This window comes from Christiangramia crocea (assembly GCF_022410465.1).
Classification (GTDB): domain Bacteria; phylum Bacteroidota; class Bacteroidia; order Flavobacteriales; family Flavobacteriaceae; genus Christiangramia; species Christiangramia crocea.
Genome location: NZ_JAJSON010000024.1, coordinates 34,923 through 49,502, shown reverse-complemented (window position 1 = coordinate 49,502; position 14,580 = coordinate 34,923). Strand labels below are relative to the sequence as shown.

General features: G+C 41.0%; 8 protein-coding genes. All 8 read left to right on the top strand.

Annotation, left to right across the window (positions count from 1 at the left end; genetic code table 11):
- Positions 1-206: 206 nt before the first annotated feature.
- The 8 genes from LU635_RS11200 (at position 207) to bglX (ending at position 14,534) form a co-directional block, all read left to right on the top strand.
- Positions 207-3,215, top strand: coding sequence for a SusC/RagA family TonB-linked outer membrane protein (locus LU635_RS11200; RefSeq protein ID WP_240099211.1), 3,009 nt, complete (start codon positions 207-209; stop codon positions 3,213-3,215).
- Positions 3,216-3,227: 12 nt separating this feature from the next.
- Positions 3,228-4,829, top strand: coding sequence for a RagB/SusD family nutrient uptake outer membrane protein (locus LU635_RS11195; protein ID WP_240099209.1), 1,602 nt, complete (start codon positions 3,228-3,230; stop codon positions 4,827-4,829).
- A gap of 7 nt (positions 4,830-4,836) precedes the next feature.
- The gene (locus LU635_RS11190; RefSeq protein ID WP_240099207.1) at positions 4,837-6,579 is read left to right on the top strand and encodes a LamG-like jellyroll fold domain-containing protein; all 1,743 of its coding nucleotides are present in this window, start codon (positions 4,837-4,839) and stop codon (positions 6,577-6,579) included.
- A gap of 248 nt (positions 6,580-6,827) precedes the next feature.
- Complete coding sequence (locus LU635_RS11185; protein WP_240099205.1) at positions 6,828-8,180, top strand: glucoamylase family protein; 1,353 nt, start codon at positions 6,828-6,830, stop codon at positions 8,178-8,180.
- 31 nt (positions 8,181-8,211) lie between these two features.
- Complete coding sequence (locus tag LU635_RS11180; protein ID WP_240099203.1) at positions 8,212-9,591, top strand: glucoamylase family protein; 1,380 nt, start codon at positions 8,212-8,214, stop codon at positions 9,589-9,591.
- A complete protein-coding gene (locus LU635_RS11175) occupies positions 9,581-10,396 on the top strand; it encodes a carboxylesterase family protein (RefSeq protein WP_240099200.1) in 816 nt (271 codons plus the stop codon). Before LU635_RS11180 ends, LU635_RS11175 begins: the two co-directional genes overlap by 11 nt.
- Before the next feature lie 22 nt (positions 10,397-10,418).
- A complete protein-coding gene (locus LU635_RS11170; protein ID WP_240099198.1) occupies positions 10,419-12,224 on the top strand; it encodes a family 43 glycosylhydrolase in 1,806 nt (601 codons plus the stop codon).
- A 36-nt stretch (positions 12,225-12,260) separates the two neighbouring features.
- Positions 12,261-14,534, top strand: a complete 2,274-nt coding sequence (gene bglX, locus LU635_RS11165) for a beta-glucosidase BglX (protein ID WP_240099196.1) — start codon at positions 12,261-12,263, stop codon at positions 14,532-14,534.
- Positions 14,535-14,580 lie beyond the last annotated feature (46 nt).

The window sequence follows — 14,580 nt, the reverse complement described above, 5'->3', positions numbered from 1 at the left end:
AATACCAAAAACATACTACTACATTACTACATCATATTCAAAATATTATTATAAAAATATACTTCAAAATACTGTTAAGTAGTTGAAAATCAGGAAAATAGAATGTGTTTTTACTTGAAGTAGTAGTTGTGTACTACAACGTTTGCGTAAAATTGGCCTTTGGGTGTATCTTTCTTTTACAATTAATGCAAAAACACCCTACGAGTATGAAAGTGAAACTATTCTTGGCTTGCACGTTTTTTCTGGCTTTTATGAGCTTTAGTTACGCGCAGCAAACTAAAACTATTAATGGTGTCGTGACGGATGCCAATGATGTACCCTTACCAGGAGCTGAAATTAAGGTAATTGGTAAGGAGATTTTTGATGTAACCGATTTTGACGGAAACTTTACTTTGGAGAACGTTGAAGTGGGAGATGTGTTCAGAGTAACCTTCCTTGGTTTCGCAGCACAGGAGATTGAGGTAACTACAAGTTCAGAGTATCCGGTTTCTCTGCAGGAAGACGCAGGGCAATTGGAAGAAGTCGTGGTTGTGGGTTATGGTACTCAAAAGAAAAGGGATTTAACCGGATCTATAGCAACAGTGGATGCTGAAGAGATCGAAAAAACTCCAACGGCAAACGCTATGCAGTCTTTACAAGGTAAGGTTTCAGGTGTACAAATCGTTAGTTCTGGTTCACCAGGGGATTCGCCAACTGTAAGAATTCGTGGACTAGGAACCTACCAGGACGCAACGAACGTCCTTTATGTAGTGGATGGTACCTTATATGATAATATTGATTTCCTTAATACAAAGGATATTAAGTCTATTAACATATTAAAAGATGCCTCTTCATCTGCAATCTATGGGGTAAGAGCCGCAAATGGTGTGGTTATTATTGAGACTAAATCGGGTAAATTGAATCAGAAACCTGAATTTGAATATGACGGTTATACAGGAATTCAACGTGCTCAGAACGTCGTAAAGTTGGCTAATACCGAGCAATTTGTGACAATGGCCCAGGAATCAGGTTCTGAAGCCGATGTGCAATTTGTGATGAATGCCATGCAGCGATATGGAAGAAGTCGTGTTAATCCAAATGTTCCTGCTGTAAATACAGACTGGTATGATGAGATTCTGCGTGATGGTATTATTCAGAGTCATAGTATCGGTGTTACCGGAGGAGGAGAAAGGGTAGCTTACTCTGTAGGGACAAACTATTTGGCTCAGGAAGGTATTCTGGACATGAAGAATGAATATGAACGCTTTAATATAAGGTCAAAATTAGATGTAGATATATCTGACAGGTTTAAAGCGGGGGTTAATTCGGTTTTTAGTAATGCAACTAAATTTGCTCCTGAAAATGGTGCCTGGTTTAGAGCGTATTTTGCGGTACCGCTGATGCCGGTTATCGATTCTACGAATACTGCTGCCGCACCAATTCGTTATTCAAACGCTCAGTTGCTTGGATATAGGGGGACGCAAAACCCATTTCAGGACCTGACTTATAATGAAAATCGGTTGAAGATAAGAAAGCTGCTTACAAGTTTATATTTTCAGTTCGATATCATTCCAGACAAGCTGGATTTTAAAACCACTTACAGTCATAATTTCTCAGCTCTGGAAGAACGTTATGTAAACCTCCCGTATACTTTAGGAAATAACTTTGAAAGAATCTCCAGTATTAGAAGGATAAATAATACTTTTTCTAATCAGTACTGGGATAACATTCTCACCTATGATGATGAATTTGGAGATCATGACATAACTCTTATGGCCGGTGCTTCCTACAGAGATGAAGCTTCAAATGAATTCAATGTTTTAGGTCAGGATATAGCGGGAATTCGTTTAGAATCGAGTAGATTTTTAGATTTTGCCGATCCTGATTCATTTAACAATAATGTAAGTGAAATTGGAAGAAGATATTATGGGGTCTCCTATTTCGGAAGACTTGCATATAACTTCAAGGACAAATATCTGTTATATGGAACCTTCAGAGCAGATGGTTCTTCCAAGTTTACCCAGAATCCATGGGGATACTTCCCGTCTGTAGGTTTAGGATGGGTTGTTTCTGAAGAAGAATTTATGCTAGGTAACGAGATATTTCAATTTTTGAAATTAAGAGCCAGCTGGGGTAAGTTAGGTAACGATAATGTCGCAGCCAGTTCTGGAGCAAATACGATTAATGTTGTTACCGCCGCTTTAGGTGACGTTCCACGTACCGGAATTACCTCTACGAGTGTTTTCTCAAATAACACCTGGGAAGTTATTGAAGAAAAGAACTTCGGTATTGATATTGAGACATTTGATAGAAGACTCTCTTTAACAGCCGATTATTATATAAGAGATACAGAAGATGCTATTTTACCGGTGTTTATTCCTATAATCAACACGAGTATTAATAGGAATTCCGGGGTTATCAGGAATTCCGGGCTCGAAATAAGTGGTAATTGGAACGGAACGATTTCCGAAGACTTTACCTATACTATCGGTGGTAACTTCACTACTGTGGATAATGAGGCCATAGAGATTGAAGATGAAAGAGGTTATATTGACGCAGGAACGGCTGAATTCCGTCAAAGAACTGAAATAGGAGGTCCACTTTTCGCCTTTTACGGTTATGAAAGGGTGGGTGTTTATCAAAACCAGGCCCAGATCGATGCCGATCCAGTTGCAGTAGAAAATAACCTTGTACCCGGAGACCTTATCTATCGAGATCAGAACGGGGATGGGGTAATTGACGATGCAGACAGGGTGATACTGGGTTCTTTCCTGCCAGATTTCACTTATGGTGGTAATATTGGAGTTTCTTATAAATCATGGGATTTCTCAATGAACTTCTATGGTCAGGTAGGAAATAAGATTTTGAACCGAAAACGAGGTGAGATAATATTCACGCAGGATACGAATATGGATGCCGACCTTGCTATAAACAGATGGCATGGAGAAGGAACCAGCAACACTTATCCGTCCTCTGCAGGATTGCGTAAGGCCTGGAACCAGAGGTTAAGTAATTTTTGGATAGAAGATGGAGATTTTTTCAGAATTCAGAACATTCAATTGGCTTATACCATTAATTCTGAAAAGTTACCCACTACCAGACTTTATTTTACAGCAGAGAAGCCATTTACTTTCTTCGAGTATAATGGGTTTAACCCCGAGGTGCCAAATGGCGTGGATAGGCAAACCTACCCAGTGCCTGCTACATATACTGTAGGGCTTAACATAAAAATTTAAAAAATTTGCAAAATGAAAAAATTTAAGAATACAATATTCCTGAGTGCATTTGCGCTGTTTGTTGTGGGCATGCTTAGTTCATGTCACGATAAACTGGAAACAACAGAAGGTCAATTAAATACGGCTGATATAGATTATACCGATACGGAAGATATGATCTCACCTCTAATTGGAGCATATAGTGAATTTGCAAGTAGAGGATGGGAAGAACCATTGTTGCTTGGTGTTCGCGGTGACGATGTGAATGCTGGAGGTCTGGGAGATCAGCAACCTTTTGCAGCCACAGACCAATATGAATATACCAAAGATTACTGGATGTATAATTCTTTATGGAACATCCATTATGCTGATATTATCGATATGAATACTGCGATACTTCAAATAGAGAATTATCTGGAATTTGTTGAAGAAGGTAGTGCTGACTGGGACCGAGGGAATCAATATATTGCCGAGATCATGGTTTTTAGAGCCTGGTTCCATTTTAATCTGGCCCGTGTTTGGGAAGATGTATTCATTATTACATCCAACCAGCCGGAAGAAGAGATAGAAGCAGGTGTGTCATCTAAAGCCGAGATCATGCAGTTCATATCAGATCAGATGGATGAGGCTATTCCACATCTTCCGGATGCCAGACCTAATGAGCGTACTGATATTCCTGGTGGGGTAACCAAATATACGGCCTATGCCATGAAAGCACTGGCTAACCTTGAACTTGCTAGCCTTGGAACTGGGAATTATCAGGCTGTGGCAGATGCTGCCGGTGCAATAATCAGCTCAGGTAAATTTTCACTCTATCCTGATTTCTATCAACTATTTAAAAAACCTGGAGAATTGAGTGACGAGAGTTTACTTGAAATGCAATATTCAGATTACGGTTCTGAAACCGGGGATGCCTTTTATCATTTATATGCACCGTTTGGTCCGCAGGGATGGACTCCGGAAAGGGAGAATGCATCCAGCGGATGGGGATTCTATGAGCCAAGTTTTAAATTCATCGAGTTTATGCTTGATCGCGACGAGACGGTTCGTCTGGAAACCAGCGTATTGTTTACCGATAGAGGTATAGCCGAAATTGAAGCTGATGGATATACAAACCTTCCATCATTCGTTTCGAATACTACCAGATCTGGTGATGTTATCAATGACTATGCACGTGCTTATTTTGCTAGTGGTAAGCATTATTTACCCTCTGTTCAGTTGACAGATGGCCGAAACAACTATGGAGCTGGTAAGAATATGATTGTTATCAGATACGCAGAAGTATTACTGATGTATGCTGAGGCCCTCGTACAGGGAGCAAGCGGTGTAGGAATGTCTGCTGATGAAGCGGTTAATCTTGTGAGAGCAAGGGCCGATATGGATCCGATTTCCGGAGTAACCCTTCAGGATGTAATGGACGAGAAATTTGCAGAGCTGGCCATGGAATGGGGAATTCGTTATTACGACATGATCCGATTGGATATGTATGATGAGTTAAGCTATGATGGAAGAACATTTAGTGCAGATAAAGAATACCTTCCTTATCCTCAGGCTCAGGTGGATGCTTTGCCACTTGATGCTTCATCGGTAGATCCAAACTCTGAGATGAATAATGTATTGAACGATTTAAACTAAGACAACAATGAAAAATATTTATATAAAACTTTTGGGATTGTTTTCCTTCATTTTACTCTTTGCTGCCTGTGAATATGAAGGTATCGATCCTATAACGCCGGTTGATCCCGGTGCAGATGCCGCAGATCCGGAAGTGACGATTTCCTCACCCATTGAGGGTACGACTATAAATGTGCTCGAAGAAGTCTCTTCGGTCAACATAAAATTTGAAGTTCAGGATGATATCGAAATTGCCAATATTGAGGTTGCGGTAGACGGAAATACAGTGGCCACTATGAACGAATTCCTGGATTATCGTATTGTAAAGGATGAAGTGGTTTTTGATAATGTAACCAATGGAGATCATACCGTTACCGTGACGGCCACCGACATTAATGGTAATACCACCGCTAAGACCGTTAACTTTAGTAAAGAACCTCCTTACACTCCTAAATATGATGCATTAGGAGAATATACCTATATGCCTTTTGATGGGGCCTATATAGACCTTATGACGCTAACGGAGGCCGACGTGGTTGGCGATCCTGGGTTTACTAACGACTCATTCTTAGGAACAGCAGCTTATAAAGGAGCAACAGACTCCTACCTCACCTTACCTTTTGATGGATCTGTTGGTCAGGAATTCACCGCATCTTTTTGGTATAAGTTTAATCCTGAGCCTGACAGGGCAGGGATATTAGTTGTAGGACCGGAAGATACGGCCAATCCAAATGCACAGAACGATCGTTCATCTGGTTTTAGATTATTTAGAGAGCTCGTTCAAGGTGTTCCAACGATTAAACTTAGCATTGGGACTGGAGATGCAGATGGTGAATGGAATAACGGTGGAAGCATTGAGGCATATGAGGGAGAATGGATGCATGTTGCATTTACAATTACTACATCTGAAACTAATATTTATTTTAACGGGCAGTTAGTAAATAAGAATGATCTTGTTAAACCAATTGACTGGACTGGTGCGAAATTTATGTCTATTATGTCGGGGGCTCCAAGATTTACAGGCTGGAACCACCGTTCAGATCTGAGCGCTATGGATGAATTGCGAATTTTTGACCAGGCTCTTACCCAGGGAGAAATTCAAACTCTAATCAATGCTTCGGCAGAAACACTGTACATGCCTTTTGATGGAGCATATAAAGATTTAGCATCGAACAGGGATGTGACTGTAGTAGGCGAGCCTGGATTTGCTGGTGAAAGTGTAGTAGGATCGGATGCCTATGCCGGTGCGGCAGAGTCATATTTAACCCTCCCCGCAGATGGTTTGACAAGTCAGGAAATCAGTGGGACATTTTGGTATAAATTAAATGCAGAGCCTAATAGAGCTGGAATACTTGTGATCGCACCTGAAGATACCGAGAATCCGGATAGCCAGAACCTTAGAACCAGCGGTTTCCGTTTGTTCAGAGAGGCTGATGGGGCTAAACAAAGAATAAAGTTACATGTGGGTAATAGTATTGAAGATAACTGGAACAATGGCGGGTTAGTTGATCCTGCGGTTGATGAATGGGTACATGTAGCTTTTACTATTGCTGGTAATGAATCTAAGATATATTTGGATGGAGAATTAGTAAGTACCGCTAGTATCAGTGGAGACGGAATTAGCTGGGAGAATGCTAACCTTCTTTCAATTATGTCTGGAGCTCCAAGGTTCACAGGTTGGGACCATCTTTCAGACAGAAGTTTTATGGATGAGTTACGTTTATATAATAAAGAACTTACCCAGGATGAAATTCAGGCAATGCTAGACTAGTTAAAAAAAAGCTCCGGAACCTTTAGTTCCGGAGTTTCTTTTCATTTTAAACGTAAACTAATCGAACTTTAATACCGACGAATTTCGGAATAGATATAATCTCTTTTTAAGTCACATTCTAACTATCTCTTTCATTCAGCTTTGAACAGGAAAGGTATTCTCTTTACTGAGGTTTTGTCGGTGTATTGAGATAGAAAGAACGATTCTGAAAAAATGAATACTGGCCGCGAAGAAAAGGCAGATGAAAAATGAACAAATTACCAGAAATGCGTGGATATCTTTATTTATTCGGATTAATACTATTTTTTTCATGTTCCAATGATTCAGGACCGGGTTATCAGGAACCCTATATTCCCGATCCTACAGATGATGGCCAGAGTGAGGTGCCTTCACTTACCGATGAAGAGCTTTTAGATCTTGTACAGGAAACCACATTTAATTATTTCTGGGATTTTGCCGAACCTACAACCGGAATGGCACGAGAAAGATCTCAGGATAACGCTTATGGAGGTCAGTCTCCTAATCTTGTAACAACAGGTGGAACTGGCTTTGGCCTTGCTTCTTTTCCTGCCGCAGTGGAACGTGGATGGGTTACACGAGATGAAGCGGTAACAAGACTTGAAAAAATTCTGGATTTTCTTGAAAAAGCACCTACCTATCATGGAGCTTATTCTCACTGGTATCTGGGCAGTACTGCTCAAGCAAGACCATTCAGTCAGTTGGATAATGGAGGAGATCTTGTTGAAACAGCTTTTCTAATGCAGGGTTTGCTTATATGCCGTGAATATTTTGATGAAAATGATATTCAATCCCGAATTACCGAGATTTGGGAAAATGTAGAATGGACCTGGTATACCAATGGGAACGATGTTCTTTACTGGCACTGGTCTCCAGAGTATAATTTTCAGATCAATCTTCCCATCAAAGGATGGAACGAAGCGCTAATAGTATATGTTTTGGCAGCTTCGTCACCCACTTATTCCATAGAGAAAGAGGTCTATAAAAGCGGATGGGCTTCAAATGGAAATATTGTGACCAACAGAACTCATTATGGTATTGATTTACCATTGGGGCAGTCTTATGGTGGACCATTATTCTTTAGTCATTATTCATTTATTGGTTTGGATCCAAGGAATCTCCAGGACGATTATGCCAATTACTGGCAACAGAATTTAGCCCATACAATGATCAATTATGAATATTGTGTAGATAACCCTAAAAATTATGAAGGATATGGAGAAGAAACCTGGGGCCTTACGGCTTCAGATAGTCATGAAGGCTATGCGGCTCATAGCCCTACCAATGATCTTGGAGTGATTACTCCAACCGCTGCATTGTCCTCTTTTCCGTATACCCCTGAGAAATCTATGGCCGCATTGAGACATTTTTATGAAGATATGAATTCTGAACTATGGGGAGAATATGGGTTTTATGATGCGTTTTCAGAGGAGCACGACTGGGTTTCTAATGGCTGGCTCGCGATAGACCAGGGTCCCATTGTAGCTATGATAGAAAATTATCGTTCTCAATTGCTCTGGGATTTGTTTATGAGAAATCAGGAAATTAAGGATGGCCTTGAAAAACTGGGATTTCTGTATTAATAATTAAACTTTTTACTTCAATAAAATTCAAATGTTGAACAAATCTTTTTTAATAATACTACTGGGAGTATTCATATTTATTGGCTGTAAGGACAAAAATAAGGAGACATCAGAAGGCGGGAAGGAAAAGTCAGCTTCTGAAATAGAAATTTCTGAAGAGGCCTTACTTGATACTGTTCAAAAACAGACATTAAAATATTTTTGGGATTATGCCGAACCTAACAGCGGTATGGCTAGGGAACGTTATCATCCGGATGGGAAATATCCAAAAAATGATGCCCATGTGGTTACTACAGGTGGTTCCGGTTTCGGTTTAATGGGAATTGTAGCCGGAATTGACAGAGGTTTTATCCCTCGTGATTCCGCAGTAGCCCGACTTGAGAAGATCGCAGATTTTCTTGCAGAAGCCCCTAGATTCCATGGTGCCTGGTCACATTGGCTTAATGGAGAGACCGGCGAGGTTCAGGCTTTTGGTGAAAAAGATAATGGAGGTGATATTGTGGAAACTTCGTTTCTCGCACAAGGTTTCATCGTTGTCAGGGAATACCTTAAGAATGGTTCGGAAAAAGAAAAGGCCGTGGCAAAAAAATATGATGAACTATGGAAAGGAATTGAATGGAACTGGTACACCAATAATAAGAATGGAATATACTGGCATTGGTCTCCTGTTTACGAATGGGAAATGGATTTTATGATAGAAGGTTATAATGAATGCCTTATCACGTATGTTATGGCGGCTTCGTCACCAGAACATGCGATAGACGCTGCAGCTTACCACGAAGGCTGGGCAAGAAGTGGTAATATCACCACTGATGTGGAAGCCTATGGAATTCCGCTGATTCTGAAGCATAACACCAGAGGAGATAAAGGAGGGCCATTATTCTGGGCTCACTATTCCTATCTCGGCCTTAACCCAAAAGGGCTTACAGATAAGTACGCTAATTACTGGAACCTGAATGTGAATCATACCAATATCAATTATGAATATTGCCAGGAGAACCCTGAGAATTTTGAGACCTATGGGCCAAGCTCCTGGGGCCTCACTGCCAGTTACACCAGAAAGGAGGACGGGAGTATCGGTTATGCCGCACATTCACCAGATAGTGATAGGGGCGTAGTTTCACCTACCGCAGCGATTAGTTCTATTCCTTATACCCCGGACAAATCCCTTAGGGCAATGAGATATTTCTTTACAGACCTGAATGACCTTTTATGGGGACCGGCAGGATTCTATGATGCCTATAGCCTTGAAGGAGAACCATGGGCTGCCGAAAAATATCTTGCCATAGATCAGGGGCCAATGGTTGTTATGATCGAAAATTATCGATCAGGGCTTATCTGGGATCTTTTTATGCAGGCACCTGAAGTACAAAACGGACTTGAAAAGCTTGGTTTTAGCTATGAAAAATAGATTAAGATACTTTATGATAATGTTGGGATCTGTTCTGCTAACGTTTCCCATTACATTAAATGCACAATCTAAAGAAGAGTTTAAAAAGGAACACTTTATTGTGGAAGATGATACCCTGAATTACAGGATCCTTTATCCGGAATCCTTTTCTGAAGATGAAGAGTATCCCGTAGTTCTCTTTCTTCACGGTGCAGGAGAGCGTGGAGATGATAATGAATCTCAACTGGTACATGGCGGAGATCTTTTCCTGAATGAAAAGAACAGGGAAAAATTTCCCGCTATCGTGATCTTTCCCCAGGCCCCGAAAGAAGATTACTGGGCCAAGGTTGAGGTAAAAAGGGATACTATGCCCTTTCAGTTTGATTTTATGAACAAAGCAAAGCCAACTAAATCACTTGAGATGGTAATGGAACTTATGGATTCTATAGTTTCTAAAGATTTTGTGGATAGTGATCGCGTATATGTTGGTGGTCTTTCCATGGGAGGTATGGGCACCTACGAGATCATTTACAAGAAACCGGAAATGTTCGCGGCAGCCTTTGCAATCTGTGGTGGTGCTAATGAGGAAATTGCCGAAGAATATCCCAAAGGATTCAATATCTGGATCTTTCATGGAGAAAAGGATGATATAGTGCCGCCAAGATTTTCTAAAACAATGGCCAGAACTATCAATCACTATGGAGGGAACGCAAAGTTATCTCTTTATCCTGAAGATAATCATAACAGCTGGGATTCGGCTCTTTCTGAACCCTATCTGTTGCCATGGTTGTTTTCTCATGAGCGAAATAAAAAAACATTAGACTAAAATTTCAGATAGAATAATTTAAATGAAAGTTTTTAAAAATATACTTACCTCGGCAACTATTCTCTTTGGCCTGATGGCTAATTCCCAGGAAACAGTACCCGAAACCTATATCAACCCGTTGGATATTGATTATACCTATATGGTTTATAATTCAGCTAATAATATTTCCTATCGTTCCGGAGCCGATCCTGCAGTAATAGAATACCGGGGGGAATATTTCATGTTTGTTACCCGTTCTTTTGGCTACTGGCATTCAAAGGATCTTATCAATTGGGAATTTATAAAACCGGAGCAATGGTTTTTTGAAGGTTCCAATGCACCAACCGCTTTCAATTACAAAGATTCGCTGGTGTATTTTGCGGGTGACCCTGCAGGTTACGGTAGTATTCTTTACACAGATGACCCGAAAAGTGGTAAATGGACACCAACCGCTTCAATTTCTAACAATATCCAGGATTCGGAGTTATTTATCGATGATGACGGGAAAACCTATTTGTATTGGGGTTCATCGAACGTTCATCCCATTCGTGTGAAGATGCTGGATAAAGATGACCGTTTTCTGGAGACCGGAGTTAAAAAAGATCTTATTAATCTGGTGGAAGAAGAACATGGCTGGGAACGGTTTGGTGAAAATAATTATCATCCCACTTTAAAGGAGGGCTACATGGAAGGTGCCTCGATGACCAAGCATGATGGTAAATACTATTTGCAATATGCGGCACCCGGTACTCAGTTTAATGTGTATGCAGATGCGGCCTACATTGGAGAAACCCCACTAGGTCCCTTTAAATACATGAAAAATAATCCCATGAGTTTTAAGCCGGGCGGTTTTACAAATGGAGCCGGCCACGGAATTACCGTCAAACAGACCAACGGACAATACTGGCATTTTGCCACCATGGCCCTGGCATCCAATTCTCATTGGGAACGCCGTTTGTGTATGTTTCCAACCTATTTTGATGACGAAGGATTAATGTATACAGACACCAGCTACGGTGATTATCCTCTCTTTGGACCAGATCATCCAACAAAAGCAGGTAAGCATACCGGTTGGATGTTGCTTTCCTATAAAGGAAATACACGGGTTTCCTCTTCACAAATGCAGATTAGTAAAAGTACTTCCACAGATGGTGATTATGATATCACTGAAATGCCATTGGAAAAGAACAGCGCAGGTGAAATTATTTCTAAGGTGTTAACCGATGAAAGCCCGAAATCTTTTTGGGTAGCTGAAGCCAATAATGATAAACATTGGGTGGAGATCGAATTCCTGGCACCGGGAAAAATATATGCGTTTCAGTTGAATTTTCATGATCAGGACTCTGAAATCTATACACGCATCGATAGCTTAAGACACAGATTTACCCTGGAGATCTCAGAAGATGGTAAAAATTGGGAGACAGTCGTGGACAGAAGTGATAGTTATGAAGATGCACCTAATGCCTATATCACACTTAATCAACCTGTAAAGGGGAAATATGTGCGCTATAACAATGTGAAGGTTCCTGGGAAAAACCTGGCCTTATCTGAAATAAGGGTGTTCGGTAAAGGATTGGGTAAAAAGCCTGCAAAGGTGAAGGGCTTTACGGTAACCCGTCAGGAAGACAGAAGAGACGCTTCTTTTAAGTGGGAGCCAGTGAAAGGAGCCCAGGGATATAACATTAGGTGGGGTATTGCACCTGATAAATTGTACCAGTCCTGGTTGATCTACGATAAGAATGAACATTTTATGCGAAACCTGGATCGTGATACTGAATATTATTTCAGTATTGAGGCATTCAATGAAAATGGAATTTCAGAAAGCACTGAGACCATATTTGTTAAATAGAAAGAAGAACCAAATATATAATCAAAAGTGAAGACAATGAAGAAAATTTATTTATCGATATTCTGTATAGCTTTTTTGGGAATTTCATTCCTATCCGCACAGGAAAAGATCCCGCAAGTAGAAGAATTACTTGCAAAAATGACCCTTGAAGAAAAGATTGGGCAGCTTAATCTTTTAACTCCAGGTGGAGGTGTGGCCACAGGTTCTGTTGTAAGTGAAGGTGTGGAAGCTAAAATAAAGGCTGGTAAAGTTGGAGGAGTTTTCGGAGTTTCGAGTCCTGCAAAAGTGAGACAGGCCCAGGAATTAGCCGTTAAAAACTCCCGTTTGGGAATTCCGCTACTTATCGGGTCTGATGTTATTCATGGATATAAAACCACTTATCCAATTCCACTAGGACTTTCTGCCAGCTGGGATATGGACCTGATCAAAGAGGGAGCCCAAATGGCTGCAAAAGAGGCTACGGCTGACGGGATTAACTGGAACTTTTCTCCAATGGTAGATATCGCTAGAGATCCGCGCTGGGGTCGTATTGCAGAGGGAGCAGGGGAAGATCCATACCTGGGATCGCAAATAGCCAAAGCAATGGTACATGGATACCAGGGAGAGGATCTTACACAGCCACACACTATGATGGCAACAGTGAAGCATATGGCTTTATATGGAGCACCTGAAGCCGGTAGAGATTATAATACCGTTGATATGAGCCGTCTTAAAATGTTCAACGAATACCTGCCTCCATATAAAGCTGCGGTTGATGCGGGAGTGGGAAGCGTAATGACCTCTTTTAACGATATAGATGGAATCCCTGCTTCAGGGAACAAATGGCTTTTAACTGACTTGCTTCGTGAAAGATGGGGCTTTGAAGGCTTTGTGGTTTCAGACTATACTTCGGTAAATGAAATGATCGCTCACGGATTGGGTGACCTGCAGGCTGTTTCAGCTTTAGCTATCAACGCCGGACTGGATATGGATATGGTTGGAGAAGGCTTTTTAACCACCTTGAAAAAATCTGTGGAAGACGGGTTGGTTTCCGAAGATCAGATCACGAAAGCGGCGAGAAGAATTCTGGAGGCAAAGCATAAGATAGGCCTTCTGGATGATCCTTACCTGTATTCTGATGAAAGCCGACCTGAAAAAGATATACTTACAGAAGAGAACAGAAGCCTGGCCAGGAAAGCTGCAACCAGATCTTTTGTGCTTCTTAAAAAGCATAATAATACACTCCCGTTGGCTAAGGACGCCAATATTGCCATGATTGGCCCCCTTGCGAATAATAAGAACAATATGCTGGGAACCTGGGCACCTACGGGAAATCCTCAATTGTCAGTTCCGATTCTTGAGGGACTTAAAAACGTTGCACCAAACGCAAATATCACTTATGCCAAGGGAGCTAATATCTCTGATGATAGCACTTTTGCTAAAAAAGTAAATGTATTCGGTGAAAAAATCCAGATCGCTGATGAGTCTCCGGAAACCCTACTTAAGGAGGCTCTTGATCTGGCTAATGCTTCAGATGTAGTTGTGGCAGTGGTGGGTGAAGCTACTGAAATGAGCGGAGAGGCGGCCAGCAGAACCGATATCACTATTCCTGACAATCAGAAAAAACTGATCAGTGAACTTGCAAAAACAGGTAAGCCTCTGGTATTGGTTTTAATGAGTGGTAGACCGCTGGATATTTCAGAAGAAATGGCGCTTCCTGTTAGCATTCTTCAGATCTGGCATCCGGGAGTTGAAGCAGGAAATGCAGTAGGTGATGTTTTATTCGGAGATTATAATCCCTCAGGAAAACTTACCAATAGCTGGCCTAGAAGTGTTGGACAGATACCAATACACTACAGAATGAAGACTACTGGAAGACCTGGGCCTGAATCAGGTGAATTCCAGAAATTCAAGTCCAATTACCTGGACTCTCCTAATACTCCGCTACTTCCATTTGGTTATGGGCTTAGTTATACCACTTTCGAATACAGTGATGTTAAAGCCAGTTCTAAAGAGCTGAGTGCCGATGGTTCAATAGAGTTAAGTGCTACTGTTACTAATACCGGGAATTATGATGGAGAGGAGATAGTTCAGCTTTATATAAGGGATGTCGTGAGAAGCGTAACTCCTCCCGGGAAAGAACTTAAAGGTTTCCAGAAGATTGCCCTAAAAAAGGGTGAGTCTAAAACGGTGACTTTTACAATCTCTCCCGAAGACCTTAAGTTCTATAATTATGATATTGAATATGTGTATGAACCCGGTGAATTTGAATTTTTCATCGCGGGAAGTTCAGATTCTGAATTCGCTGGTACATTCACTTTGAAAAAGTAATCCTTTTAGTTTTAGTTTGTTGAGCCCTGGTAGTTTTTCGGAACGC

Bases quoted from the DNA above. Each gene is read 5' to 3' on its own strand.
- LU635_RS11200 (WP_240099211.1), top strand. From the start codon at position 207: ATGAAAGTGAAACTATTCTTGGCTTGCACGTTTTTTCTGGCTTTTATG.
- LU635_RS11195 (WP_240099209.1), top strand. From the start codon at position 3,228: ATGAAAAAATTTAAGAATACAATATTCCTGAGTGCATTTGCGCTGTTT.
- LU635_RS11190 (WP_240099207.1), top strand. From the start codon at position 4,837: ATGAAAAATATTTATATAAAACTTTTGGGATTGTTTTCCTTCATTTTA.
- LU635_RS11185 (WP_240099205.1), top strand. From the start codon at position 6,828: ATGAACAAATTACCAGAAATGCGTGGATATCTTTATTTATTCGGATTA.
- LU635_RS11180 (WP_240099203.1), top strand. From the start codon at position 8,212: ATGTTGAACAAATCTTTTTTAATAATACTACTGGGAGTATTCATATTT.
- LU635_RS11175 (WP_240099200.1), top strand. From the start codon at position 9,581: ATGAAAAATAGATTAAGATACTTTATGATAATGTTGGGATCTGTTCTG.
- LU635_RS11170 (WP_240099198.1), top strand. From the start codon at position 10,419: ATGAAAGTTTTTAAAAATATACTTACCTCGGCAACTATTCTCTTTGGC.
- bglX (WP_240099196.1), top strand. From the start codon at position 12,261: ATGAAGAAAATTTATTTATCGATATTCTGTATAGCTTTTTTGGGAATT.